The organism is Aquitalea sp. (assembly GCF_030150775.1).
GTDB lineage: Bacteria > Pseudomonadota > Gammaproteobacteria > Burkholderiales > Chromobacteriaceae > Aquitalea > Aquitalea denitrificans.
This window is the reverse complement of sequence record NZ_JASLFG010000013.1, coordinates 43,242-68,272: the sequence shown is the minus strand read 5'-3', so window position 1 is coordinate 68,272 and position 25,031 is coordinate 43,242. Positions and strand designations below refer to the sequence as shown.

At 57.2% G+C, this 25,031-nt stretch carries 20 protein-coding genes, 2 tRNA genes and 1 riboswitch; of the genes, 14 read left to right on the top strand and 8 right to left on the bottom strand.

What is annotated here, in order from left to right; translation table 11 throughout:
• The first annotated feature begins 10 nt into the window (after positions 1–10).
• The 3 genes from QVF59_RS04520 to QVF59_RS04510 are packed head-to-tail and all read left to right on the top strand — an operon-like array spanning position 11 to position 1,202.
• Positions 11–148: a hypothetical protein gene (locus QVF59_RS04520; RefSeq protein ID WP_287877619.1), complete on the top strand. Its 138-nt coding sequence runs from the start codon at positions 11–13 to the stop codon at positions 146–148.
• Positions 149–150: 2 nt separating this feature from the next.
• Entirely contained in the window at positions 151–753 is a 603-nt protein-coding gene (locus QVF59_RS04515; protein WP_159874917.1) for a glutathione S-transferase N-terminal domain-containing protein, read from the top strand.
• 8 nt (positions 754–761) lie between these two features.
• Entirely contained in the window at positions 762–1,202 is a 441-nt protein-coding gene (locus QVF59_RS04510; protein WP_287877616.1) for a ClpXP protease specificity-enhancing factor, read from the top strand.
• A gap of 42 nt (positions 1,203–1,244) precedes the next feature.
• Here QVF59_RS04510 and QVF59_RS04505 read toward each other — a convergent pair whose 3' ends face one another.
• Positions 1,245–2,894, bottom strand: a complete 1,650-nt coding sequence (locus tag QVF59_RS04505; RefSeq protein WP_159874919.1) for a histidine kinase N-terminal 7TM domain-containing diguanylate cyclase — start codon at positions 2,892–2,894, stop codon at positions 1,245–1,247.
• Positions 2,895–2,997: 103 nt separating this feature from the next.
• A riboswitch (S-adenosyl-L-homocysteine riboswitch) is annotated at positions 2,998–3,063 on the top strand.
• A gap of 70 nt (positions 3,064–3,133) precedes the next feature.
• On the opposite strand from QVF59_RS04505, the gene ahcY reads away from it, so the two are divergent.
• Positions 3,134–4,534: an adenosylhomocysteinase gene (ahcY, locus tag QVF59_RS04500; RefSeq protein ID WP_089085891.1), complete on the top strand. Its 1,401-nt coding sequence runs from the start codon at positions 3,134–3,136 to the stop codon at positions 4,532–4,534.
• A 135-nt stretch (positions 4,535–4,669) separates the two neighbouring features.
• The gene (metF, locus tag QVF59_RS04495; RefSeq protein WP_045846644.1) at positions 4,670–5,506 is read left to right on the top strand and encodes a methylenetetrahydrofolate reductase [NAD(P)H]; all 837 of its coding nucleotides are present in this window, start codon (positions 4,670–4,672) and stop codon (positions 5,504–5,506) included.
• 49 nt (positions 5,507–5,555) lie between these two features.
• On the opposite strand, the gene QVF59_RS04490 is transcribed toward metF, so the two are convergent.
• From QVF59_RS04490 to QVF59_RS04480, 3 genes are all read right to left on the bottom strand, one after another.
• Positions 5,556–7,430 (bottom strand): sensor domain-containing diguanylate cyclase, encoded by a 1,875-nt coding sequence (locus QVF59_RS04490; RefSeq protein ID WP_287877614.1) that lies wholly within the window; start codon positions 7,428–7,430, stop codon positions 5,556–5,558.
• A gap of 10 nt (positions 7,431–7,440) precedes the next feature.
• A complete protein-coding gene (locus QVF59_RS04485) occupies positions 7,441–8,487 on the bottom strand; it encodes an ABC transporter substrate-binding protein (RefSeq protein WP_287877613.1) in 1,047 nt (348 codons plus the stop codon).
• A 117-nt stretch (positions 8,488–8,604) separates the two neighbouring features.
• The gene (locus QVF59_RS04480; protein ID WP_089085887.1) at positions 8,605–9,090 is read right to left on the bottom strand and encodes an Lrp/AsnC family transcriptional regulator; all 486 of its coding nucleotides are present in this window, start codon (positions 9,088–9,090) and stop codon (positions 8,605–8,607) included.
• Positions 9,091–9,535: 445 nt separating this feature from the next.
• On the opposite strand from QVF59_RS04480, the gene hppD reads away from it, so the two are divergent.
• From hppD to QVF59_RS04440, 8 genes are all read left to right on the top strand, one after another.
• A complete protein-coding gene (gene hppD / locus QVF59_RS04475) occupies positions 9,536–10,618 on the top strand; it encodes a 4-hydroxyphenylpyruvate dioxygenase (RefSeq protein ID WP_159880700.1) in 1,083 nt (360 codons plus the stop codon).
• 95 nt (positions 10,619–10,713) lie between these two features.
• Positions 10,714–11,844, top strand: coding sequence for a homogentisate 1,2-dioxygenase (locus tag QVF59_RS04470; RefSeq protein ID WP_287877608.1), 1,131 nt, complete (start codon positions 10,714–10,716; stop codon positions 11,842–11,844).
• A 58-nt stretch (positions 11,845–11,902) separates the two neighbouring features.
• Positions 11,903–12,886, top strand: a complete 984-nt coding sequence (locus QVF59_RS04465; protein WP_287877606.1) for a fumarylacetoacetate hydrolase family protein — start codon at positions 11,903–11,905, stop codon at positions 12,884–12,886.
• Positions 12,879–13,523: a maleylacetoacetate isomerase gene (gene maiA, locus QVF59_RS04460; RefSeq protein WP_159874926.1), complete on the top strand. Its 645-nt coding sequence runs from the start codon at positions 12,879–12,881 to the stop codon at positions 13,521–13,523. Before QVF59_RS04465 ends, maiA begins: the two co-directional genes overlap by 8 nt.
• A 158-nt stretch (positions 13,524–13,681) precedes the next feature.
• Positions 13,682–13,757: transfer RNA gene (locus QVF59_RS04455), tRNA-Phe, on the top strand.
• 19 nt (positions 13,758–13,776) lie between these two features.
• Positions 13,777–13,852: transfer RNA gene (locus tag QVF59_RS04450), tRNA-Phe, on the top strand.
• Between the two features lie 127 nt (positions 13,853–13,979).
• Positions 13,980–14,774, top strand: coding sequence for a Cof-type HAD-IIB family hydrolase (locus QVF59_RS04445; RefSeq protein ID WP_287877604.1), 795 nt, complete (start codon positions 13,980–13,982; stop codon positions 14,772–14,774).
• Between the two features lie 296 nt (positions 14,775–15,070).
• Positions 15,071–16,978 carry an ArnT family glycosyltransferase gene (locus QVF59_RS04440; RefSeq protein WP_287877602.1) on the top strand — a complete coding sequence of 636 codons (1,908 nt, stop codon included), beginning with the start codon at positions 15,071–15,073 and terminating at the stop codon, positions 16,976–16,978.
• Positions 16,979–17,351: 373 nt separating this feature from the next.
• Here the strand turns inward: QVF59_RS04440 and ptsG are convergent, their stop codons facing one another.
• From ptsG to QVF59_RS04425, 3 genes are all read right to left on the bottom strand, one after another.
• Positions 17,352–19,130: a PTS glucose transporter subunit IIBC gene (ptsG, locus tag QVF59_RS04435; protein ID WP_287877600.1), complete on the bottom strand. Its 1,779-nt coding sequence runs from the start codon at positions 19,128–19,130 to the stop codon at positions 17,352–17,354.
• 90 nt (positions 19,131–19,220) lie between these two features.
• Positions 19,221–21,734 (bottom strand): phosphoenolpyruvate--protein phosphotransferase, encoded by a 2,514-nt coding sequence (gene ptsP, locus QVF59_RS04430; RefSeq protein WP_287877599.1) that lies wholly within the window; start codon positions 21,732–21,734, stop codon positions 19,221–19,223.
• 412 nt (positions 21,735–22,146) lie between these two features.
• On the bottom strand, positions 22,147–22,539 hold the full coding sequence (locus QVF59_RS04425) for a DoxX family protein (RefSeq protein WP_287877597.1): 393 nt from the start codon (positions 22,537–22,539) through the stop codon (positions 22,147–22,149).
• Positions 22,540–22,665: 126 nt separating this feature from the next.
• Here QVF59_RS04425 and QVF59_RS04420 point away from each other — a divergent pair, with 126 nt between their 5' ends.
• Positions 22,666–23,583, top strand: a complete 918-nt coding sequence (locus QVF59_RS04420; RefSeq protein WP_287877595.1) for a LysR family transcriptional regulator — start codon at positions 22,666–22,668, stop codon at positions 23,581–23,583.
• A 29-nt stretch (positions 23,584–23,612) separates the two neighbouring features.
• Here the strand turns inward: QVF59_RS04420 and QVF59_RS04415 are convergent, their stop codons facing one another.
• Entirely contained in the window at positions 23,613–24,911 is a 1,299-nt protein-coding gene (locus QVF59_RS04415) for a dicarboxylate/amino acid:cation symporter (RefSeq protein WP_159874932.1), read from the bottom strand.
• Between the last annotated feature and the right edge of the window lie 120 nt (positions 24,912–25,031).

Here is a 25,031-nt window from a genome sequence, read left to right as displayed (position 1 = left end):
GCAAGGTTAAATGAAAAAGGCGGATATTTCCGCCTTTTTTCTTTTTAAATCATGGGCTTGTGATGTTGTTGTGGAAATTGCCATGCCGAAAATGGTAAAATGGCCACTTCGATTGAAAACGATTGCCTCTGTCAAGGATATCCGCTAGCCATGATGACTCTTTATTCTGGAATTACCTGCCCCTTCAGCCAACGTTGCCGTATCGTGTTGTATGAAAAGGGAATGGATTTCGAGATCATCGATGTAGACATTCACAACAAGCCCGAAGACCTGGCTGTGATGAATCCCTACAACGAAGTGCCGGTACTGGTAGAGCGCGACCTGATCTTGCACGAGTCCAACATCATCAATGAATACATCGATGAACGTTTCCCGCATCCGCAATTGATGCCGGCCGATCCGGTGATGCGTGCCCGTGCCCGTCTGTTCCTGCACCGCTTTGAGAACGAACTGTTCTGCAATGTAAAAGTGCTGGAAGCCGGTGCTACCGGTAAGGAAGCTACCAAGGCGCGTGAAGCCATCCGTGATGGCCTGACCACCATTGCCCCGGTTTTTGCCAAGCAGAAATTCATGCTGGGCGAAGAGTTCTCCATGATCGACGTGGCCATTGCACCGCTGATGTGGCGCCTGGAGCACTACAATATCGATTTGGGCAAGCATGCTGCGCCGATTCTGAAGTACGCTGAACGCATCTTCCAGCGCCAGTCCTTCATCGACTCGCTGACCCCGTCTGAAAAGGCCATGCGCAAGTAAGGATGACCATGAGCGCCAGCACCAAGCCCTATATGCTCCGAGCCCTCTATGAATGGTGCACGGACAATGGCCATACGCCCTTCCTGGTGGTATGGGTGGACGAGCATGCAGATGTACCGCGCGAGTACGTGAAAAACAACGAGATCGTGCTCAATATCGCGGCATCGGCCACGCAGAATCTGCGCATTGATAACGAGTGGGTGTCGTTTTCAGCGCGCTTTGCCGGCGTTTCCCGCGATATCTGGGTTCCCGTCGGCAACGTGATGTCCATCTTTGCACGTGAAACCGGTGAGGGCATGGGTTTTGAGGTGGAGCTGAATGCAACGGCACCGGCAACACCTGTGCTACAGCCGGTAGTCGAGGCTGATGCGGTCGAAGATACTGCCGCGCTGAAGGAAGATGCGCCGCCGCGCCCAAGTGGCCGTCCCAGCCTGCGCATTGTCAAATAAGGCGCTCGCACTGCAAGAAAAGCCGGGAATTCCCGGCTTTTTTCATTCTTCCCGTACGTCTTGCCTGCCTTGTTGTGGCTGGCTGACTCCATCTGCTGCCATGCCATGTAGTAAAACCTGGTTCTTGCCCCTGGCCTTGGCCTGATAGAGTGCCAGGTCAGCCAGCTGGTACAGGCTGGAAAAGCTGTTGCCATCGTCGGGATAGCAGGCAATGCCACAGGAAAAGCTGGTCTGGAAGCTATGCTGCTCTGCCTGGAAGCGCAGGTCGGAAAAGCGCCGGCGCAGTAGTTCCAGCCGCATCCAGCCATTGCGCTGATCTGCCGAAGGCAGCACCACAATGAACTCCTCTCCGCCCAGACGGCACACGATATCGGCTTGGCGGCAGTGGGCGCGCAGCAGCTCTGCCAGCTCGCACAGCACAGTATCGCCAATGATGTGTCCGAAGCGGTCGTTGATGCTTTTGAAGTTATCCAGATCAATCAGAGCAAAGGTAAGCGGACGCTGCTCACGTTCTGCCCTGCTGATTTCGCGGCCCAGGGTCTCCTCGAGATAGCGGCGGTTGTACAGGCCGGTAAGCGGGTCATGTAGTGCTTGCTCACGCAAGGTGTCTTGCAGCGTTTCGATTTCATCAATGCGGGTTTTCAACTGCAGATAGGCCTGATGCAGCGCCTCCTCGGCCAGACGCTGGCGCGAAATATCGCGTAGCACCAGCATGCGTCCACCCAGCGTGACTCCGCTTTCGCGGATGGGAAAGGCGCGTACTTCAAGTATGGAGCGAGAACCTGGTCCATTCAGCTCCACTTGATGCGAGCCATCATGATCAGCTACGGCAACCAGCGAGGCGATTTGCAGCTGTTGGCCGCACAGTACCGCAGCAGGCTTGCCAAACAGATTGGCTGCAGCCGGATTGATATCCAGAATGGTCTTGTCGCGGTCAATCACCACAATACCGTCACCCATGGCATTAAAGGCATTGCCGCGTGCAATCGGCACCACATACAGCATGCGCAGATAGAGCAGGTCAAAGGCGAAAATTGCCCCGGTGATGGCAAAGCATAGCGGGGTAGGGTCCAGTCCGCGCAGCGAAATATGGCCTGACAGATAGAGCAGATTGCCAATCCACGGCACGATGGCACCCAGCATCAGGATGAGCGACTGGCCCCGGTAGTGGGGTGGATAGAAGTGCAGAGTCCGTAGCAGCAGCAAGGAGCCCAGCACCATCATCATGTAGGAATAGCCGGCTACCATCAGCCAGAATAGCGGGCCGTGATTGAAAATAAGCAGATTGTAGCCGGATGGCGAGGGCTGGAAGCTGCTCCAGATCAGCCCGTGTCTTTCATTGGTAATGGCCAGTCCCATGCTGAGCAGCGGTATGAGCAGCAGCAGCAGGATATTGCGTGGTCGCAAGGCCCGGTCAAGCTGGTTGTAGTCGGCTGCCAGCAGGAAAAACAGCACCGGGGCGCTCAGCGTGCCCAGGTATTCCACCTTGGACCAGAAAATCTTGTCACGCAGCAGGGTGGAGGACAGCTCCAGCATGGCTGCTCCGGCCCAGAGCATGACTGCCAGCATCAGCCAGGCCAGATAGCGTGCTCCTGCCACCTTGCGACGTTCCCATGCCAGGATGCCGATGGTTGCCGCACTAAGGGCGGCAAGCCCCGAAATGGCTGAAATGGAAGTAAAAACAAGAGACATGAGGCCCGCTATGCAAAGTGACTATGCTAAGTGCAATGTTTTAGTTTACCTCCTGTCGCTCAAGTTTCATTCACATTTTTGCGTCTCTAGGTATAATTACGGCATTCCCGAGGAGCGCTGCGAGGTCAATCCCCAGGCTCGGGCTTCTTGCAAACGGCGCTCACCTGACTAAACTCCGTGCCGATGCCGGAATAGCGGGTGAGCCGCGTTCCGGCCGGCGTGTGAAAGGACTTTGCACGATGGCTGAATTCACCGATTTTCACGTAGCTGACATCAATCTTGCTGCCTGGGGGCGCAAGGAACTGGCAATCGCCGAAACCGAAATGCCGGGCCTGATGGCATTGCGTGAAGAATATGCCCATCAGAAGCCGCTGCGTGGTGCCCGCATTGCCGGTTCGCTGCACATGACCATCCAGACTGGTGTGCTGATCGAAACCCTGGTGGAGCTGGGTGCTGACGTGCGTTGGGCTTCCTGCAATATCTTCTCTACGCAAGACCACGCTGCTGCCGCCATTGCCGCTGCCAATATTCCGGTATTTGCCTTCAAGGGTGAAAGCCTGGATGAATACTGGGAGTTCTCCCACAAGATCTTCGAATGGCCGGAAGGTCAGGAAGCCAACATGATTCTGGATGACGGTGGCGATGCCACCTTGCTGCTGATGCTGGGCAGCAAGGCCGAGCAAGACCGCAGCGTCATCAGCCATCCGTCCAACGAAGAAGAAACCGCGCTGTTTGCTGCCATTGCCCGTTACCTGGAAGTAGACCCGCACTGGTATTCCAAACGCCTGCCGCATATCAAGGGCGTGACCGAAGAAACCACCACCGGCGTGCATCGTCTGTACCAGATGCAAAAAGAAGGCCGTCTGCCGTTCCCGGCCTTCAACGTCAACGACTCGGTGACCAAGTCCAAGTTCGACAACCTGTATGGCTGCCGCGAATCGCTGGTGGATGGCATCAAGCGCGCCACCGACGTGATGATTGCCGGCAAGGTGGCCGTGGTATTGGGTTACGGTGATGTGGGCAAGGGTTGCGCACAAAGCCTGCGTGGCCTGGGCGCCACCGTGTGGGTGACCGAAGTAGACCCGATCTGCGCCCTGCAAGCGGCCATGGAAGGCTATCGCGTGGTACGCATGGATGATGTGGCCGATCAGGGCGACATCTTTGTTACCACCACTGGCAACGTGTCGGTGATCACCCACGAGCACATGGTGAAAATGCGCAATAACGCCATCGTGTGCAATATCGGCCACTTCGACAGCGAAATCGAAGTCGCCAGCCTGCGCCAGTATCAGTGGGACAACATCAAGCCGCAGGTTGACCACATTATCTTCCCGGATGGCAAGCGCATCATCCTGCTGGCCGAAGGCCGTCTGGTGAACCTGGGCTGCGCCACCGGTCACCCCAGCTTTGTGATGTCCAACTCCTTCACCAACCAGGTGTTGGCGCAGATGGAAATCTTCCAGCACGGTGAAAAGTACGGCAAGGAAGTGTATGTGCTGCCCAAGCATCTGGACGAGAAAGTGGCCCGCCTGCACCTGAAGCGCATCGGTGCCAATCTGACCGAACTGTCCGATGAGCAGGCCGCCTACATCAGCGTGCCCAAGCAAGGTCCTTATAAGCCGGCGCACTATCGTTATTGATAGCGGGCTGTAAGGCAAACGGACAGGGCAGGGTATGATGCACCTGTCCGTTTTTCTATCCGCGGGCCGCTACCGCTGCGACACGCTGCAGTATAAAAACAAAGCCTGCCGCCCCGAGCAGGGACAGAGACGATCATGAACGAACAGAAAAAAACCTTCAGCTTCGAGTTTTTCCCGCCCAAGACCCCCGAAGGCGTGGCCAAGCTGCGTACTACCCGCCAGCAACTGGCCCAGTTCAAGCCGCAGTTTTTCTCGGTGACCTTCGGTGCCGGCGGCACCACCCGCGATGGCACCCTGTCCACCGTGCTGGAGATCCGCAGCGAAGGGCATGCCGCGGCACCGCACCTGTCCTGCATCGGCTCGACCCGGGAAAACATCAGCGCCATCCTCAACGAATACCGCAATCACGGCATCCGTCACATTGTGGCGCTGCGTGGTGACATGCCGTCCGGCATGGTGGCTGCCGGTGAATTCCGCTATGCCAATGAGCTGGTCGAGTTCATCCGTAGCGAGCATGGCGAACATTTTCATATTGAAGTGGCTGCCTATCCGGAATTCCACCCGCAGGCCAAGTCGGCCGAGGACGACCTGAACAATTTTGTGCGCAAGGTGAAAGCCGGTGCCAATTCGGCCATGACCCAGTACTTCTTCAATGCGGATGCCTACTTCCGCTTTGTCGACGAAGCACAGGCACGCGGTGTGGACATTCCCATCGTGCCGGGCATCATGCCGATTGCCAATTTCGGTCAGCTGTGCCGCTTCTCCGATATGTGTGGTGCCGAAGTGCCGCGCTGGCTGCGTCAGCGCATGCAATCCTATTACGATGATGCGGCCTCCATTCGTGCCCTGGGTCTGGATGTGGTGACCGAGCTGTGTGACCGCCTGCTGGCCAATGGTGCGCCAGGCCTGCACTTCTATACCCTGAACCAGGCTGGTCTGGTGTCTACCGTGTGGCAGCGGCTGGGTCTGTAAGCTTCCACGATTCCCGATCAAATAGCCCGGCATTGCCGGGCTATTTTGTTCATGGGTGCGGATCTGCTATCTGGTTTGTCATGGCTGAAGGCACATCGGCGTAGGCCACTTGGTTGCGTCCCTGGTTCTTGGCCCGGTAAAGCGCCCGGTCGGCATCTCGCATCAGCATGTGCTCGGCATCATGCCGTTCATGCAGGGTGGCTACGCCGATACTGATAGTCACCCGGTCGCCTGTGCTGCTCTTGCGATGGGCAATGGCCAACTGCCAGATGGCCTGCCGAATCCTTTCGGCCAGCACGCCGGCCTGCTCGCTGTTTCTGCCCGGCAATAGCACACCAAATTCCTCACCACCTACCCGTGCGGCAAGGTCTTGCACTTCTGGCAACTGGGCATGAATGCATTGCGCCACCTGGCGCAGGCATTGGTCGCCGGCCAGGTGGCCATAGCTATCGTTGAATTGCTTGAAATAGTCGATATCAATCTGCAGCACGCTCAGTGGGCTTGCTTCTGTCCTGGCTTGCTGGAAGCACTGGGTGAGCTGTTCATCAAAATAGCGCCGGTTGGCAATGCCGGTCAGGCCATCGCTGAATGCCATGCGAGCCAGATCAGCATTGGCATTGTGCAGTTGCTGCTGAGTGCTGCTCAATGCCTGCAACTGCTGGCGGCGGATGATGGTGTTGGCCAGGGTTTCGCCCAGCAGCCGCGCTTGCTGCTGTTCCTTGCCCTGCCAGCGGCGCGGACGGCTGACCATGTCGCAGCCAAACAGGCCAACCGGTCGGCCCATGTGGTCGATACGCAGCATGAACAGGCTTTGTACTTGATGGGCTTCCAGCTCCAGGCGCTCCTGCTGTGCGCTAGCCGGGAGATCTGCCAGCGCATCCAGCGACAGCAGGCCGAAGCTTTGCAATTGCTGCCAAGCCCAGCTGCGCTGCAGCATGTTTTGTCCCAGCAGGGTGTGAGTAGTGGGCTGGATGCCGGATGCACACCATTCATGCACGGTATTGACCAGCCAGTCATCGGAAAAGCTGATCAGATAACAGCGTTCCACTTGCATGAATCGTCCGATTTCTCCCAGTGCCATATCAGTGGCCTGATCGATATCCCGTAATGGAACATTGATGAAGCGTGTGGAGATAGCCGCGATCAACTGCTGAAAACTTAATAGCTGGTTGAGCTCTTTTGTGCGCTCGGTCACCAGTTCGGCCAACTGGTCACGGTGGCTGGCCAGCTCGGTTTCAATCGTCTGCCGCTCTGCCAGATGGCGGTTGATATTGTTACTCATGCCGCGAAAGGCACGGGCCAGCTCGCTCAGCTCATTATCGGTGTGTTGTTGTGGCTGGCCGGGGAGCAGGGGCGGCAGCTCCGTGCCGGGTTGATAGCTGCGCACGGTATGGGCCATGCCCTGCAATGGTTTGACCAGACGCCGGTTGAACAGCCACCACAGCAGCAAGGCCAGCCCAAAAAATTCCAGCAGGAACTGCAAGGCCGAACTGGCCACTTCCTGCCAGATGGCGTGGTAGATATGCTGGCGCGACACGGTCAGCTGTAGCGTGCCTATGCTCTCCATACTGTGGGGTGCGAGCAACTGCAGCCGGTATGTGCCACTGTTCAGCTGGTCGGACAATTCCGGGTTTTCATAGCGTAGCGACTGGCCCAGCTCGGTGCGTAGTTCAACACTCTGTACGCCGGGCATCTGGCCAATCAGGCGCAATTGCAGTTGCAGGGCTGGTATATCCACATCCCAGGCACTTTGTCCCAGTAGCGGCAGGTAAAGTCGTGACACGGTGCTCGGGATGGCATCCATTTGCCGCTGGCCATCGCGCAGCACCTGCCCTGCTTTCAGTGCGGTTACTACCACGCCAAACAGCAGGGTATACAGCAGCAGTTGCCAGATCAGCTGGCGGGTGAGTCTGCGCGTGGGCATGGACAAGCTCCTAGTTCAGCAAGGTGCTGAAGTCGAAGGCATAGCGCTGCAAGGCCGGGTTGGCGAATTTGCTGAACTGCTTGAAACGGATGCCCCTGAAGTCATTATCGGCGAATAACTGCAAAAAGCGCTGGGCTTGTGCGCTGGAGACAGTACTGAACACCGCAGGTCGCAACTGCAGGCCTTCACTGGCAAAATCCTGGCCGTGCTGGTAGTCGTACAATAACACCAGGCTCCAGGCACCCATCATGAAATGGCCTGCAGCCAGTGCGCTCAGGCGGCCATCCCGCCGCTCGCGCATGGCCTGGCGTGAATTGTTGATGGCACTGAGCAGTACCTGTTTGCCGGGCTGTTTGCCGCTACGCGTGATGGCTTCTTCCAGACCGAATGCCATCTCGTCATTGGCTGCCCAGACAATATTGATCTGTGGATAGCGCTGCAGCAGCCACAGCCCTTGTTGCAGTGCGCGCTGGCGCTCCCACTCTCCGTAAACCAGTTGGGTCAGACGGGCCGATGGATGGGCGGCAAGGACGCGCCTGGCACCGTCTACCCGCTCGGTGGAGGCCGGGGTGGAGCGATCTCCAGCCATCATCAGGACATTGAGCGGGGTTCCGGGTGTAAAGCGCTGGCGGGCTTCATCCAGGAGTGCCTGCATGGTAAGGCTGCCGGCCATGGTATTGTCCGGGGCCAGAGATCCCAGCCAGTGCCTGAGCCGCTGGCGTGGCTGACCGCTGGCCTGCAGCTGGGCGGGGGTAAGTTGATTGAAGCTGATGAAGCAGGGGATGCCAGCCTGATCGGCCATTGACAGCATGGCAGGACCGGCAAGCTTTTCGTTAACCAGCAGTAGGTAGTCCGGCTTGCGTACGCGCTGGGTGACAGTGCGGGTCAATGTCATCATCTGCACCGGATCCCGTTCGGCGTATAGCACTTCCAGCTGGATATCCAGCTGACTGGCTGCTGCCTGCATCGCCCGGCTGGCACTGAGCCAGAAGGCCTCGTTCGCACGCCCCGGCGAGATGAAAGTGACCGAAAATGCCCATGCCTGGCTGTGCAACATTATTGCAACAACCAGGGCAAGGATACGGAGCTGTCGAGTCACCTGCATGCCGGGGGCCTTTATTCATTCCTCCTGCATATTGCGGACTGCGCAGAGATTTGCTGGATGCCTGCCGGCTTAAAGACTTCTGAGCTGGCTGAGCGGCAAGGAGGTCGTGCGCTTGATTTCTTTCAGGACGAAACTGGATTTTACATCTTCCACACCTTGCTGTTGTAACAGTTCATCCATCACAAAACGTGAAAAGTGTTCCAGATCTTCAAAATAAACTTGCAACAGGTAGTCCATTTCCCCTGTCATTGCAAAGCAATTGATAACTTCCGGCCAGCGCTGGACTGCATCAATAAAACTTTGTACATGCGTGTTGCCACGCTTCTCCAGCACCACGCGCACATAAGCCTGCAAACCAAGGCCGATTTTGGCCGGGTCCAGCAACGCCACATACTGGCGAATGACACCAGACTCCTCCAATTGCTTGAGGCGTCTGAGACAGGGGGAAGGAGAGAGGGCTACTCTTTCCGCAAGCTCCACATTGGTCAACCTGCCATTGAGCTGCAGCTCGGACAGGATGCGCAAGTCTGTCTTATCTAGCGTAAGACTTGGCATGTAAACTCCTCTGGTTTTAATTTGTTGAAATTATATTTCTAGTTATTGTGTATCCGGGGAATGTTCGCAAGAAAATTGCCAGGCTTTTTCCCTAGAATAAAAAGCCTAACCTGGACATTTTACACGGTGGCATCAGATCACTGGATAATGTCGGCAAAGATAGAGGAGATGCCTGGTGAGACACACAAAACCGTGCCGCCGGGAAACTGAAGCAGTTTCTGCCCTTGGCTGCGGGCAGGCTCGCGCTTGGCTGATATGCTCAAGACGGTGGTGTCATGTGCCAAGTTGCTTCGTCACGTAGCCAGCCCACTCCTCGTTTTCCGGCTTGTCTTTCACTCTGTTGTCTACTGTCTGCCCGGTCATTTTCTTGCCGTCATGCACATCAGCCATAGCCGGCTATGCTGCGATCCAGCGTGCCTGGCTGTGATAACAAAGAGGAGAGATGATGAAAATGGAAGCACTACTGCATAACCCGCTGGCAACCGATGGTTTCGAGTTTGTCGAATACACGGCCCCCACAGCCGAAGGCATTGCCGATTTGCGCCGCTTGTTCCTGTCGCTGGGCTTTGTCGAAGTGGCACGCCACCGCAGCAAGAATGTCAGCCTGTACCGTCAGGGTGACATCAACTTCATCCTGAATGGCGAGCCCACGCAGCCGGCCAACGAATTCGGCAAGGTACATGGCCCGTCCGCCTGTGCCATGGCCTGGCGGGTGAAGGATGCGGCCAAGGCTTATGAATATGCGCTGGCCCACGGTGCCAAACCCTATGTGCGCCCCATCGGCATGATGGAGCTGAACATCCCGGCGGTGGAGGGTATTGGCGGCTCGGCACTGTACTTTGTCGACCGTTACGGCCCGGCTCACAATATCTACGATGTGGATTTCCTGCCGCTGGATGGCGTGGACCAGCACCCGGCTGGTGTCGGGCTGTATGAAATTGACCACCTCACCCACAATGTTATCCGCGGCAATATGGCGAAATGGGCCGGTTTCTACGAAAACATCGGCAATTTCCGCGAAATCCGCTATTTCGACATCGAAGGCAAGCTCACCGGCCTGGTATCCAAGGCCATGACCAGCCCTTGCGGCAAGATCCGCATTCCCATCAACGAATCCTCCGACGACAAGAGCCAGATCGAGGAATTCCTGCGCGAATACCACGGCGAAGGCATCCAGCACATTGCGCTGACCACCCGCGACATCTACCAGACGGTGGAAACGCTGAAGGCCGCCGGCACGCGCTTCCTGGATACGCCGGACACCTATTACGACAAGGTGGACAGCCGCGTGGCCGGTCATGGCGAAGACCTGGCCCGCCTGCGCAAGAACAGCATCCTGATCGACGGTGCACCGGTGGAAGGCGCGGGCATCCTGTTGCAGATCTTCACCGAAACCGTCATCGGGCCGATTTTCTTTGAAATCATCCAGCGCAAGGGCAACGAGGGGTTTGGCGAGGGCAACTTCCGTGCCTTGTTTGAATCCATCGAAGAAGACCAGATCCGCCGCGGCGTGCTGAAGGCGGATTAAGGCAAGGCAGGACAAGGTGGCAGATGGTTGCGCCGTCTGCCTCTGTGCACAGCTCTCCCTGTATGGCGGCCAGCCATGCAGGCAAGGAATGCCCCATGCGTAAATGGATAGGATTCCCGCACCGGGAAGGGACAATTTCCCGTCAGGCCCACGCCGATTTGCCGGCGGAGGGCATTTATGAACGTGAAGTCGGGCGCAGCGGTTTTTTTGGCCCGGCCACCCATCTGCATCACAAGCACCCGCCCACTGGCTGGTCGGCATGGGAAGGGCCGCTCAAGCCGCGCGCCTTCGACCTGAACGAACTGCCCAAGGACGTGGCAGCTCCCTGGTCCGCACCGCTGGTGTTGCATAACAGCCAGTGCCAGCTGCGCATCTGGACCTGCTCCCAGGCCATGACCCAGCTGTACCGCAATGGTGATGGCGATGACATGCTGTTCATCCATGCCGGCAGCGGCGAGCTGTTTTGCGACTACGGCCACCTGAGCTACCGCGATGGCGATTACATCCTGATTCCGCGTTCCACCAACTGGCGCATCGAACCGGCTGACACCACCACCATGCTGCTGATTGAAGCCAGCAACGGGGCTTACCAGCTGCCGGACAAGGGCATTGTCGGCCCGCATGCGATTTTCGACGAAGCCATGCTGGATGTCCCGGCCATCGACGATGCCTTCAGGGCGCAACAGACCGAAGACGAATGGCAGGTGGTGATCAAGCGCCACAATGTGCTGTCTACCGTCACCTACCCGTTCAATCCGCTGGATGCCATCGGCTGGCATGGCACGGTCGCGGTGGCGCGCATCAACTGGCGCGACATCCGGCCGCTGATGAGCCATCGTTATCACCTGCCGCCCTCGGCACACAGCACCTTTGTGGCCGACGGCTTTGTCATCTGCACTTTTGTGCCGCGCCCGATCGAATCCGACCCCGGTGCGCTCAAGGTGCCGTTCTATCACAACAACGACGACTACGATGAAGTCATCTTCTACCACGCTGGCGACTTTTTCAGCCGCGACAATATCAAGCCCGGCATGCTCACCTTCCACCCGGCGGGCTTCACCCATGGTCCGCATCCCAAAGCCTTTGCCAAGGCCATGAGCGAGCCGAAGAAATTCACCGACGAAGTGGCGGTGATGATTGATACCCGCAGCGCGCTGGAGCAAGGCCCCGGCCTGCCTGCCGTCGAGTGGACCGGCTACGTGGACAGCTGGAAGCCCAAGACCTGAACCTGACACAGGGCGGCTGGAGCGACACGCCATACCGCCCGTCAAGGAAAGCACACCGATGAAACTAGCCACCTACCGCAATCACACCCGCGATGGCCAGCTGATGGTTGTCAGCCGAGACCTCAGCCATGCCCTTGCGGTACCGCATATTGCCGCCAGCCTGCAGGCTGCGCTGGATGACTGGAGCCGCTGCGAGCCCGCCTTGCAGGAAGTCTATGCCGCCCTGAACCAGGGGACGGTCAACGGTGCCGTCCGCTTTGACCAGTCCGCCTGCCACAGCCCGCTGCCACGTGCCTATCAGTGGGCAGATGGCAGTGCTTACCTGAATCATGTGGAACTGGTACGCAAGGCGCGTGGTGCCGAAGTACCGGCCAGTTTTTATCAGGACCCGCTGATGTATCAGGGCGGCTCGGATACCTTTTTGCCGCCACATGCCGACATTCCGCTGGCCGATGTCAGCTGGGGGCTGGATTTTGAAGGCGAAGTGGCGGTGATTACCGACGATGTCCCGCTGGGCAGCCAGGCTGGCGACTGCGCCACGCATATCCGCCTGCTGATGCTGGTGAATGATGTCACGCTGCGCAACCTGATTCCGGCCGAGCTGGCCAAGGGCTTCGGCTTCTTCCAGAGCAAGCCTGCCACCGCCTTCTCGCCGGTGGCGGTGACCCCGGACGAGCTGGGCCGCGCCTGGCAGGACAGCAAGGTACACCTGCCGCTGCGGGTGGAATACAACGGCAAACTGTATGGCCAGCCGCAGTGCGGGGTGGAAATGCAGTTCAACTTTGCCCAGCTGGTGACGCATGTGGCCAAGACCCGCGCGCTGGCGGCCGGCTCCATTATCGGTTCCGGCACCATTTCCAATCACGACCGTGCCACCGGCTCCTGCTGCCTGGCCGAGCAGCGCATGATCGAGATCATCGAACAGGGCGCACCCGTCACGCCCTTCATGCAGCCGGGTGATCAGGTGCGGATAGAAATGCTGGATACCGATGGCCATTCCATTTTCGGTCGCATCGATCAGAAAGTGATCGCCCATGACTGAGCGTGTCCTGTATGGCTATTACCGCTCCAGTGCCGCTTACCGGGTGCGCATTGCGCTTAACCTGAAAGGCTTGGAATACCGGCAGCAGGCGGTCAACTTACTCAAGGGTGAGCAGCGCGATCCGGCCTATCTGGCGCTCAACCCGCAAGGGCTGGTGCCAGCCTTGCTGGATGGCGGCCAGTTGCTGACCCAGTCGTTGGCCATCTGCGAGTATCTGGACGAGGCCTATCCGGATACGCCAGCGCTGTTGCCGGCCGACCGTTTTGCCCGCGCACGGGTACGGGCGCTGGCCTTGAGCATATGTGCCGATATCCACCCGCTGCACAATGCCCGGGTGCTGAAATATCTGGAAAATGTACTGGCCCAGCCTGAAGCAGAAAAGCTGCAATGGATCCGTCACTGGATTGCCACCGGCTTTGGCGCACTGGAGCAGCAGTTGACGGCGCAGGTGACGCAATATGCCACAGGCGACGTGCCGGGTTTGCTGGATGCCTGCCTGGTGCCACAGGTATTTGCTGCGCGGCGCTTCGGGCTTGATCTGACGCCGTATCCCAATATTGTCCGGATCGATGCCGCGCTGGCGGCCTTGCCTGCCTTTGCCACTGCTCATCCGGCACGGCAGGCCGATGCGGTGTAGTGATCTTGACCCAGCCGGCCCTGAGCCGGCTTTTTTGCCTGCCAAGGCCAAGGCGGAAAATTCCCCCGCATTCTGGCTGTTTTTGAAAAATATCTTGACGCAGTGAGCCGGCTCTGATTTAATGCGTGGCTCTGATGACGCGAAAGCGTAGCAGCGATGGCCAGTTAGCTCAGTTGGTAGAGCAGCGGATTGAAAATCCGCGTGTCCGTGGTTCGATTCCGCGACTGGCCACCACTCACTGCCTTGTTCAGACGGCCAGTTAGCTCAGTTGGTAGAGCAGCGGATTGAAAATCCGCGTGTCCGTGGTTCGATTCCGCGACTGGCCACCAGAATTCACGCAAAAGCCAAGCTCAATGCTTGGCTTTTTGCATTTCTGCTCCCGCTGCAGTGTAGTCCTGCGGCTACATGGCAGTGGGTGTAAAATCGCTTGCTCCCACACTCAAGCGGAGTCCTGCCGTGTACCGTTTCATTGCCTCCGATCTGGACGGCACCTTGCTGGATGAACACCACTGCGTCAACGCGCTGACCGCACAAACCCTGCAACAACTGGAAGCACGCGGTCTGCGCTTTGCGCTGGCCACTGGCCGTCATTATCTGGATGTCAAAGGCATTCGTGATGCGCTTGGGATATCCGCCTATCTGATCAGCTCCAATGGCGCGCGGGTGCATGACCCGGACAATCGCCTGATCCACAGCAGCAATCTGGACCCCACCATCGTGCGCCGTATTGCCCAGCCGGAATTTGCGGCGGGAACCGTGCTGAATTTCTATCTGGACGATGCCTGGCTGATTGACCAACCCTACCAGTACCTGCTGGATTTGCACGCCGACTCCGGTCTGCACTACCAGATTGCGCCCTTGCATCAGCATGCTGGTACGGGCGTGGCCAAGGTGTTGTATATCGCCGACCACACCCATTTGCTGACGGTTGAAGCCAAGCTGCACAAGGCCTTGGGTGACCGTGCCTATATCACCTTCTCGGCAGACAATTGCCTGGAAGTGATGGCACCCGGCGTTTCCAAAGGCCATGCCCTGCAACTGGTGCTGGACGAACTGGCCATCGACACCGCTGATTGCCTGGCCTTTGGTGATGGCCAGAACGATATCGAACTTCTGCAAACCGCAGGCCATCCGCGCGTGATGGCCAATGCCCATCCGCGACTGGCGTCGCAGCTGCCGCTGGCACAAACCGTGGCCAGTAATGTGCAGTCCGGCGTGGCCTTGCATCTGCGGCAGTTGTTTGCTTTGTAGTACATCTGACTTGCCAGATGCATAAACATGAAAGGGCTGCCTCAGGCAGCCCTTTCATGTTTATGGGTTACTTATTGAAAATACAGGCTTGAATGATTGGTAGGATATGGATGGCATTTCCGGAAAATCATTGAGAATGGTACGATGTCGCCAACTTCGATGGTTACTCGATGCGTCTTGCTTGTTGAACGATATCTAATTCTCTTGCAGCGCATTGCTTTGTTTGATAAGTCGTCTTCTATTATATTCAGAGGCTGAAGGGTGCTTCGGTTTTTCATATTCTTAATGGGCTGATCGTGAAAAAATTAAGTAACAGATCCTGGCTATTGTCCCTGAGTGCGCTTGCTTTTATTGCAGTTGTTTATTCAACATACTTGGCATTGGCATATTCTGGGCAGGCACCTCTTGATTTGTATGCATTTAGACAGTCACAAACTGCATTGACTGCGTATTGGTTTTTGCAGGATGGATTCAGGATGTCTTATGAAACACCTGTCGCTGGATTTCCATGGTCAATACCATTTGAATTTCCGATTTATCAATTTATTGTTGCAGTTATATCTCATTGCTTCAGTGTGTCTCTGGATGCGACTGGGCGGATTGTGAGTTATTTGTTTTTCATTTGTTCGGTGGGTTCTGTTTATTCGATTACCAAAAAACTCAACTTGCCATTTGTTGTTTTTATTTTATTTGTTGCGATTGTATTCTCTATGCCCATTTATATATATTGGGGTAGAAGTTTCATGATTGAAACGGCGGCATTGTTTTTCTCACTGATGTCTGTCGTTTATTTTTTGGATTATTTTCAGGGGCGGAGTTCTCTAAAGGTAATTTCTTTGTTTTTGCTGTATGCAACGCTTGCGGTGCTACAGAAGGCAACGACTGCTTTGCCGGTTCTTTTTGTTCTTTCTTTGGTTTATTTTTTCAGGGAAGTGAAGCGTGATGAATCTCTTTTTCAGGTTGTTCTGGGAAAGAAAATGCTGCTGACGGGTGTGCTTTTTATTATTCCTATTCTAATTGGTTATGCATGGGTTTCTTATACGGATAGTGTCAAGATGCTCAATCCCTTGGGTGTTAAGTTGACTTCGGCAGCATTGGCAAAATGGAATTGGGGTACATTGGGGCAGCGCTTTTCCGGTGCGCTGTGGGGGGCTGTGTTCTGGAAACGTATATTTGTTATTAATATGTGCGGAGCACTTGGCCTTTTTATTTGCTTTGTTCCTTTTTTGCTCGGCGTTGGCCGGTATGTCAAAATGGTGATGTTGTGTGCATTGGGGATGGGGTTGGCTCCTTTGCTGCTTTTTACAAATTTGCATATTATTCATGACTATTACCAGTCGGCTAATATTTTGTTTTTTGCTTATGCATTGGCCGTTTCGCTGGGGGCTGGTCTGGCTCCATTACTGGGTGGTGAGGCTGTTCTATTTTCCCTCTTTCTGATTATGTTGTCTAATTATGCTGCTTTCAATTCAAGTTTTGTTCATAGTTTGAAGGCGGTGTTTGATAAAACTAATCGTGATGTTGCTGTTGGTGATGTTTTGAAGAGGGAGTTGCCGGTAGGTAAGGAATTTGTTGCATTTGGTAATGATTGGAGTTCGACATTTTCATATATGTCCGAGCGTAAATCATTTACGGTGCCGGACTGGTTTGATAAATATGGGGAAGTTGTCGAGAAGCCTGAAAATTTCATAAGAAATGGTCAGTTGGGTGGTGTCGTTTCTTGTGGTGGCGTGCGGCCAGATGTGTCTGAGCTTGTCAAGTGGTCTGGAGTGGGGCGCACATGGAAGGTTGGTATTGTGCAGGGCTGTGCAATTGCAACACCATCCCGAGAGTTGAATAACATGCAATGGAAGCCGGTTCATTGTGCCGGTGGGGTTGATTCTGCGGAAGTTATTAAAAAAGATGGCCAGAGATTTGTAAATATCTCAGGCTGGAGTATGTTGCCGGGTAAAAGTGGGCAGCAAGCGGATGATGTATATTTGGCTGTTAAGGATGAACGTGGAAGCGAATCCATATTTCAGGTTTTGTCTATTCCTCGCCCCGATGTGAATAAACATTTAGGAATTTCGGACGGCATTAATACAGGATTTTCCAGAGTATTGTCTGGTGAGATGAGTCCTGTCACATATCAAGTAAAAATTGTTCATGTTAAGGTGGGACAGTCTTATGTTTGTGATGCTGGAAATACAATTCATCTTGAATAATTAAGTTACAAGATAATGTATCTTGGTCAGTTAAGCGCATTTCCCCGGAAGCGGGAAGTGCGCTTTTTACATGCAAGGCCATGCTTTACAGGCTTGGGGACTCAGCCGCAATGTCGTGCTAACAAACTAGGGATGGCAAGTTGTAAAAGCAGGTTCAAGTGCTGACGAGCCCGAGTGTGATCAGCGGCCAGGTTCGGTCACTTTGCCATGGAGGCAGTGAGTTGTTAGCAGCTTGGTCAGCTTTTCCAAGGCCGGAAATATAAAACGCCCGATGTGTTGGATCGGGCGTTTGTGTATGAACTTGAACGATATATGCAGTACGTATCGGGCTGGCGTCAGGAGGTGAGTTGATATGCCACCAGGTAGTCCATTATCAGCCTTTCAGCGCCAGTGCCAGCGCTCCTGCCTTGTCGCCAACGATCAGATGCCAGGTGCCAGGCTGGGTCTGCACGCAGGCCATTACGCCAGCTTCTCGGGCGGCTGCTTCATTCAGGCTGTCGGCTTGCTTCAGCACCACGCGCACACGAGTGTGGGCAATGGCTTCCACCTGCTGCACATTGCCGCGGCCACCCAGTGCGGCCAGGATGGCGGCAGCCGTGGCGGCCAGTTGCGGGTCGGCCGGGCTGGCGGCTACCGCTGCCGGCGCAAGGACTGCCGCAGTGGCTGCGCTGGCAGCTGCAGCAGGCAGTTCGGCATCGTCACCGGCGGTTTTCAGGTAGATCTCCATATCGGTTTTCAGGTTTTCCGACTGCGGTCCGAAAATGGCCTGAATGCCGCTGCCCACTTGTACCACGCCGGATGCACCCATGGCCCTGAGCTTGGCCTGGTCCACCTGGGCCGGGTTTTTCACTGCAATGCGCAGACGGGTGATGCAGGCATCCAGATTGGTGATGTTGCTGCGACCGCCAAAGGCCAGTACCAGGGCGCGGGCGCGCTGGTCTTCGCTGACCGCATCTTGTGCAGCACCATCTTCGTCTTCACGACCCGGGGTTTTCAGGTTGAACTTGAGGATGACTAAGCGGAACACGCTGTAGTAGATGACGGCGTAGATCGGCCCCAGTATGAACACATACCAGGCATGGTGCGATTTGTTGCCGATCAGGTTGAACATCAAAAAGTCGATGCCACCTTGCGAGAAGGTGAAACCCATGTGCATGTCCAGCGAGTTGGCCACAAACTGGGCCGATGCTGCCAGGCAGGCATGGATGAAGTACAGCACCGGAGCCACGAACAGGAAGGCGAATTCGATGGGTTCGGTAATGCCGGTCAGGAAAGAAGTCAGTGCGGCGGAAATCATGATGCCGCCCACTTTCACCCGGTTTTCCGGCTTGGCGGTATGCCAGATGGCAATGGCAGCAGCCGGCAGGCCGAACATCTTGAACAGGAAGGCACCGGACAGCACGCCGGCAGTGGCATCGCCGGCAAAGAAGCGGTTGATGTCGCCGTGGATGTGCTTGCCGCTGGCATCGACAAAGTCGCCCATTTCAAAGAAGAAGGGTACGTTCCAGATGTGGTGCAGGCCAAACGGAATCAGTAGACGCTCGACAAAGCCATATACGGTGGCGGCGGTACGCGGGTCGCTGACCGCTGCCCATTGCGAGAAGGTCTTGATGGCGCCGCCGATGGGGGGCCATACGAAGGAAAGTACCGCGCCCAGCACGATGGCAGCCACGGCGGTGACGATGGGCACAAAGCGCTTGCCGGCAAAAAAGCCCAGATACTGTGGCAGATTGATGCGGTAGTACTTGTTGAACATGTATGCCGCCAGGCCACCGGCCAGAATGCCGCCGAACACACCGGTCTGGATGGATGGCATGCCCATGATGGTGTCGGGTTTCACGCCCAGCAGCCCGGCCATCACGCCCAGCGTGGTGGTCATCACCAGGAAGCCGATGGTGGCGGCAATGGCGGCCACGCCGTCGTTTTCGGTAAAGCCCAGCGCTACGCCCACGGCAAAGATCAGCGGCAGATTGCCGAAGATCACGTCGCCGGCGTTCTTCATCAGCGACAGCACGGCCAGCAGCACGGTGCTTTGGGTGTGGAAGTCGGTTGCACCAATACCCAGCAACAGGCCGGCAACCGGCAGCACGGCAACCGGCAGCATCAGTGCTTTGCCGATTTTCTGTAGAAAAGCGAAGGATTGATCAAACATGATAGTGATTCCTGCGTAATGCTCCCGTCCGGCTCAGCTGGCCGGGAGCCAGCACCGTCCGGGGAAAGCCGGACGGCAGGTTGGTCGCGCTTAGCGCGCCTGTTGTGCCAGATGGGCGCGTACTTCAGCCACCGTGCCCAGTGCTACTACTTGTTGGGCCAGTGCACGGCATTCGTCCATGCTCCAGCGTGCCAGTGTGGCCTTGACGCTAGCCACGGCCGGGGTGCTGACCGACAGCTCGGTCACGCCCAGGCCCACCAGCACCGGGGCCGCACGTTCGTCCGAGGCCAGGCCACCGCACACGCCCACCCACTTGCCGTGAGCGCGGGCACCATCGCAAGTCATGGCAATCATCGCCAGCACGCCCGGATGCAAGGCATCGGCCTGCTTGGCCAACTGCGGATGGCCACGGTCCATCGCCAGCACGTACTGGGTCAGGTCGTTGGTGCCGATGGAGAAGAAATCCACTTCCGGCGCAAAACGCGCAGCCAGGATGGCGGCAGACGGTACTTCCACCATGATGCCTACCTTGACGTCGGCGTGACCGCTGGCAGCTTGCTCTTCGGCCAGAATGGCCTTGGCGGCGCGCAGCTCGTCCAGCGAAGCCACCATGGGGAACATGATGTGCAGACGGGTCAGTGGTGCGGCTTGCAGGATGGCGCGCAGCTGGGTGCGCAGCAGGTCGGGGCGATCCAGGCTGACGCGGATGCCGCGCAGGCCGAGGAAGGGGTTGTCTTCCTTGGGCAGGGGCAGGTAGGACAGCGGCTTGTCGCCACCTACGTCCAGCGTGCGCACCACCAGCGGGCGATCGCTACCCAGCTCGCGGGCCACCGCGCAGTATTCGGCAGCCTGTTCAGCTTCGGACGGGGCGGTGTCGCGGTTGTCGAACAGGAATTCCGAACGCAGCAGGCCCACGCCCTCAGCACCGGCTTTCACGGCATCGCGGGCATCGGCGGCATTGCGGATATTGGCCACCACTTCGATACGGCTGCCGTCGCTAGTACGGCCCGGCTGTTGCGACATGGCCTGTTCGGCAGCACGACGTTCGGCCAGGCGGGCGATGGCGGCTTCGGCTTCGGCCTTCTCGGCGGCGGTCGGCGCAATGTTCAGGGTGCCGGCCGTGCCGTCCAGAATCACTTCACGGCCATCTTGCAGTGCCAGCGCAGCTTGCGAGATGCCGCAGATGGCGGGAATGCCCAGCGAGCGGGCCAGAATGGCCACGTGGCTGGTGGCACCACCGGTACGGGTGCAGAAACCCAGTACCTTGCTCGGGTCCAGTGCCGCGGTATCGGACGGTGCCAGGTCTTCGGCAATCAGGATGGAACCGGCAGGAACATCCAGCTCGCTTTGTTTGACGCCGGCCAGCAAGGCCAGCACGCGGCGGCCCACATCGCGGATGTCGTTGGCGCGTTCACGCAGCAGGGCGTTGTCCTGCGCTTCCAGGCGGGCAGAGTAGGCGCTGAAGGCGGCACGCCAGGCCCAGGCGGCGGATTTGCCATCGGCGAGGCCCGCATAGGTCAGTGCCAGCAGGTCCGGGTCTTGCAGCAGTTCCTGATGCATGGACAGGATGGCGCGCTTGGCCTGGTCTTGCAGCTGGGCCTTGATGGCTTCGATCTGCTCGGCGGCTTCTTCGGTCGCGCGGGTGAAGTTTTGCTGTTCCATCACGCCGGCGGCACCGGCTTCCACCACGTCAAATTCCTGCAGGCGGTGGTGGAAGATGCGGCCAATGGCGATGCCGGGCGAAGCGCCCACGCCAGCCAGCACGCCAGCGCTGTCCTGCTGCACCGGCTGGGTAGTAGCAGGAGCGGGAGCGGCCGGGGCTTCGTCCAGGCTTTCACCGCAGCGGTCCAGCAGCAGTTGGGATAGTTCAGCAATGGCGGCGGCGGCATCGCTGCCGGTGGCCACGACCTGTACCTGATCACCGTTTACCGTAGCCAGGCCCATAATGCCGACCACCGATTTGGCATTGGCCCGCTTGTCGCCCAGTTGCAGTTGGATGTCGGCGGCAAAGCGCTTGGCGGCACTGGCAAACACGGCTGCCGGACGGGCATGCAGGCCGGCCGGGTTGGTCAGGGTGATGGTTTCCGAACTCAGGGTATCGCCTTCCGCCTGGCTGGCGGCTTCTGCGCTGCCTTGCAGGTCCAGCGTCATGATGATGCTCTTGCCCGCCTCTACCAGGCCGCTGGCGCAGGTGAGCTTCTCCACCACTTCGCCATTGGTGATGATGATCTGGGTGAGCAGGCTGGGGGCAGTGCAGGCCACCAGGTCCAGGTCGAAGTCGATCAGCGGCTGACCAGCCTTCACCTGCTGGCCTTGTTCTACTAGCGGTACAAAGCCTTCGCCCTTGAGCATGACGGTGTCGATGCCGATATGCACCAGCACTTCGACACCATTGTCCGAGGTAATGGTCAGCGCATGATGTGCTGTATGGATATTGCTGACGATGCCGGTGACTGGGGCCAGCAGCGAGCAGGAAGTCGGGTCCAGGGAAATGCCGTCACCCACCATTTTGCCGGCGAAAACCGGATCGGGGACGGTATCCAGAGCGACCAGCCACCCGGAAAGGGGGGCCAGAATGTCCAGTCGTGGCGCGGGAGAGCCCATGTGAAACTCCTCAGGAGTTGATTGCAACAGTTATTTTATTACGAGCGATTGTTGGGGCAGGATTAAGCCGCAACTCGGCGCGTAAGGCAAGTGCCTAATCAGCCTGTTAAACGCAAGAATATTGTTATTTCAGGATTAAACCTGTTTTTGCCACTGGATGTGTAGGCAGATTGCAACGCCTGTATGATGCCAATATTGTAATTTAGCTACAGCTTTGATGTGAAACTGGCTTGATGGCCGTCAATAAAATGCATTCTTGCTTGAAGCCACCATGCCACAGTCGTGGCGTGGTGGCCGCAACCATTCAGCATAGCGGGATGCGGCGGTGGAGCAAGCGCGCAGCGCGGCGGGAAATGAAAACGCGACCCGTCTGGCTGGACGGATCGCGTGAAGTGTGGAATGGCGTGACAGATTACTGTTGCGCTGCCCGGCCCGGCTGCTCACCCATGAAGAACAGTGCCAGCGAGCTGGTGATCAGGAAGGCTGAGTATTCCCAGCCGCCCCCCTGATTGGTGAACATCCAGCCATTGGCGCCATGCACCAGTACGATGGTACCGGCCAGCAGCGGCACCAGCGCCAGCGCAACCCAGCGTGCTTTCAGTCCCAGGATCAGCAGCAGACCGCCACCGATTTCAGCTGCCATCGACAGGTAGCCGACAAAACCGGGCAGGCCAAGGCTGGAAAAGAACTGCGCGGTACCGGCCGGGCCAAATACAAACAGCTTGGTGGCACCATGTGCCAGATACATCAGGCCCAGGGATACGCGCAGAATCAGGGCAGAAAGGGCTGGAGAGGTGGTTTGCATGGTAAGGCTCCTGTAGCGGTTAAAGCCCGTATGGGGTGGGCTGTTGCAATGAGGGCATTTGACCATGAGCTGATGGTTGAATAAATATGCTATAAATGAAGAAATTATTTACTAATTGGAAATTATATGGACAGATTCTCGGAAATCCGCGCATTTGTCACCGTGGCGGAGCAGGGCAGCTTTGCCGCCGCGGCCGACAGGCTGGATCTCTCGCGCGCCATGGTCACCAAGCTGGTGTCGGCACTGGAGGCGCGCCTTGGCGTCCGGTTGATGCATAGGACAACCCGTCGCCTGTCGCTAACCGAGGCAGGTGAAACCTATCTGGCGCAGGGCGGGGCCCTGCTTGCCGAGCTGGAGGATCTGGATGCCCTGCTGTCGCAAGGTGCCAGTAAGGCTAGTGGCCGCTTGCGGGTGACGGCACCGGTTTCTTTCGGCATGCGCTTTCTGGGGCGGGCGATTGCCGGCTTCCAGCGCCAGCATCCGCAGGTTGAAGTGGAGCTGTCGCTGAACGATCGCAAGGTGGATCTGGTAGAAGAGGGATTTGACCTTGCAATCCGGGTGTCCAATCTGGCTGACTCCAGCCTGATTGCCCGTCCGCTGGCCAAAGTGCGCGACCGGCTGTGTGCGTCTCCGGATTATCTGCTGCGTCATGGCGTGCCGCAGCACCCGGACGAACTGGCGCAGCATGATTGTCTGATCTACACCCTGACCAGCCAGCCCAATCTGTGGGAATACCAGTGTCTGGACGGCAGCACTGGCAAGGTGCGGGTAAAAGGCAGCTTGCGTGCCAATAATGGCGATATCCTCACCGATGCCGCCATTCAGGGCATGGGGATTACCCGCCAGCCGGAATTCCTGCTGCAGCAGGCATTGGAGACCGGGCAGTTGCAAACCATTCTGGATGATTTCGGCCTGCTGTGTCTGGATGTCTCGGCGGTTTACCCAGTGCGCCGCCATGTGCCAGGCAAGGTACGGGTTTTTGTCGATTTCCTGGTGGAGTTCTTTGCCCAGCAAAAAAACAGCCCATCGTATGACGGGCCGTAAACTGACTGAAAGTGGGATCTGCTGCTGTATCAATGCTTGGCGGGTACGGCATCCGGTTCCGGCAGCACTTCACCGTTCAGCACGCGCTGCATGCGGTCCTGGTCCAGCGCTTTTTCCCAGCGGGCCACCACCACGGTGGCCACACCATTACCAATCAGGTTGGTGATGGCACGCGCCTCGGACATGAAGCGATCCACGCCGATCAGCAGAGCCAGGCCTTCTACCGGCAATTTGCCGCCCAGTGTGGCCAAGGTGGCGGCAAGGGTGATGAAACCGCCGCCGGTGACTGCCGCCGCACCCTTGGAGGTCAGTAACAGCACGCCGATGATGCCCAGCTCTTCACCCAGGCTCAGCTGCACATTGGTAGCCTGGGCAATGAAGATGGCGGCCATGGTCAGGTAGATGGAAGTACCATCCAGATTGAAGGAATAGCCGGTTGGTATCACCATGCCTACTACCGGTTTGGCGCAGCCCAGGTGTTCCATTTTCTTCATCATGCCCGGCAGGGCGGATTCGGACGAAGACGTACCCAGTACCAGCACGATTTCTTCCTTGATGTAGGCCAGAAACTTGAAGATGCTGAAGCCATTGAAGCGGGCGATGGCACCCAGTACCACAAAGACAAAGGCAAAGCAGGTCAGATAGACACAGGCCATCAGGAAGCCCAACTGCTTGAGCGAGCCCACGCCGTACTTGCCGATGGTGAAGGCCATGGCACCAAAAGCGCCGATCGGTGCCAGCTTCATCAGCATGTTGATCACGCCGAACAGGGCATGGGAAAACTCGTCCAGCATCGAAATGACGGTCTTGCCGCTGCTGCCCATGCGGGTAAGCGCCAGGCCCAGCAATACCGAGAACAGCAATACCTGCAGGATTTCACCGCTGGCAAAGGCACCCACCACCGTGTCCGGGATGATGTGCAGCAGGAAGTCCACGGTATTCATGTCCTTGGCTTCCGCCGTGTATTTGACGATTTCCTTGGCATGCAGAGTATGTGGGTCCACATTCAGGCCAGCACCCGGTTGCAGCAGGTTCACCACCACCAGGCCGATTACCAGCGCGAGTGTCGTGACGATTTCAAAATACAACAGGGACTTGACGCCGACGCGACCAACTTCCTTCATGTCGCCCATCTTGGCAATACCCACCACCACGGTGGAGAAGATGATGGGGGCAATCATCATCTTGATGAGCTTGATGAAAGCATCACCCAGCGGCTTCATTTTGGCGGCAGCTTCCGGATAGAAAGCCCCCATCAGTACGCCGATGGAAATGGCAACCAGCACCTGGAAGTACAGGCGCGAGTAGAGCGGAGTTCTGGCTTGCATGTCTGGTCTCTTGTTCTCGGATGTTCGGAGGTTGAGCGTTGTTCCGGACCCTGTCTGGATCCTGTTGTTGCCTACATCCTAGCAAGCGATTGGTTTTAGGCTAATTGCTGATATCCCTAA

Excerpts from the sequence above, each read along its gene's own strand:
- QVF59_RS04420 (WP_287877595.1), top strand. The coding sequence starts at position 22,666 with ATGGACAGATTCTCGGAAATCCGCGCATTTGTCACCGTGGCGGAGCAG.
- metF (WP_045846644.1), top strand. The coding sequence starts at position 4,670 with ATGAACGAACAGAAAAAAACCTTCAGCTTCGAGTTTTTCCCGCCCAAG.
- QVF59_RS04470 (WP_287877608.1), top strand. The coding sequence starts at position 10,714 with ATGCGTAAATGGATAGGATTCCCGCACCGGGAAGGGACAATTTCCCGT.
- ahcY (WP_089085891.1), top strand. The coding sequence starts at position 3,134 with ATGGCTGAATTCACCGATTTTCACGTAGCTGACATCAATCTTGCTGCC.
- QVF59_RS04425 (WP_287877597.1), bottom strand. The coding sequence starts at position 22,539 with ATGCAAACCACCTCTCCAGCCCTTTCTGCCCTGATTCTGCGCGTATCC.
- maiA (WP_159874926.1), top strand. The coding sequence starts at position 12,879 with ATGACTGAGCGTGTCCTGTATGGCTATTACCGCTCCAGTGCCGCTTAC.
- QVF59_RS04490 (WP_287877614.1), bottom strand. The coding sequence starts at position 7,430 with ATGCCCACGCGCAGACTCACCCGCCAGCTGATCTGGCAACTGCTGCTG.
- ptsG (WP_287877600.1), bottom strand. The coding sequence starts at position 19,130 with ATGTTTGATCAATCCTTCGCTTTTCTACAGAAAATCGGCAAAGCACTG.
- QVF59_RS04485 (WP_287877613.1), bottom strand. The coding sequence starts at position 8,487 with ATGTTGCACAGCCAGGCATGGGCATTTTCGGTCACTTTCATCTCGCCG.
- hppD (WP_159880700.1), top strand. The coding sequence starts at position 9,536 with ATGAAAATGGAAGCACTACTGCATAACCCGCTGGCAACCGATGGTTTC.
- QVF59_RS04505 (WP_159874919.1), bottom strand. The coding sequence starts at position 2,894 with ATGTCTCTTGTTTTTACTTCCATTTCAGCCATTTCGGGGCTTGCCGCC.
- QVF59_RS04465 (WP_287877606.1), top strand. The coding sequence starts at position 11,903 with ATGAAACTAGCCACCTACCGCAATCACACCCGCGATGGCCAGCTGATG.
- QVF59_RS04510 (WP_287877616.1), top strand. The coding sequence starts at position 762 with ATGAGCGCCAGCACCAAGCCCTATATGCTCCGAGCCCTCTATGAATGG.
- QVF59_RS04480 (WP_089085887.1), bottom strand. The coding sequence starts at position 9,090 with ATGCCAAGTCTTACGCTAGATAAGACAGACTTGCGCATCCTGTCCGAG.
- ptsP (WP_287877599.1), bottom strand. The coding sequence starts at position 21,734 with ATGGGCTCTCCCGCGCCACGACTGGACATTCTGGCCCCCCTTTCCGGG.
- QVF59_RS04415 (WP_159874932.1), bottom strand. The coding sequence starts at position 24,911 with ATGCAAGCCAGAACTCCGCTCTACTCGCGCCTGTACTTCCAGGTGCTG.
- QVF59_RS04515 (WP_159874917.1), top strand. The coding sequence starts at position 151 with ATGATGACTCTTTATTCTGGAATTACCTGCCCCTTCAGCCAACGTTGC.
- QVF59_RS04520 (WP_287877619.1), top strand. The coding sequence starts at position 11 with ATGAAAAAGGCGGATATTTCCGCCTTTTTTCTTTTTAAATCATGGGCT.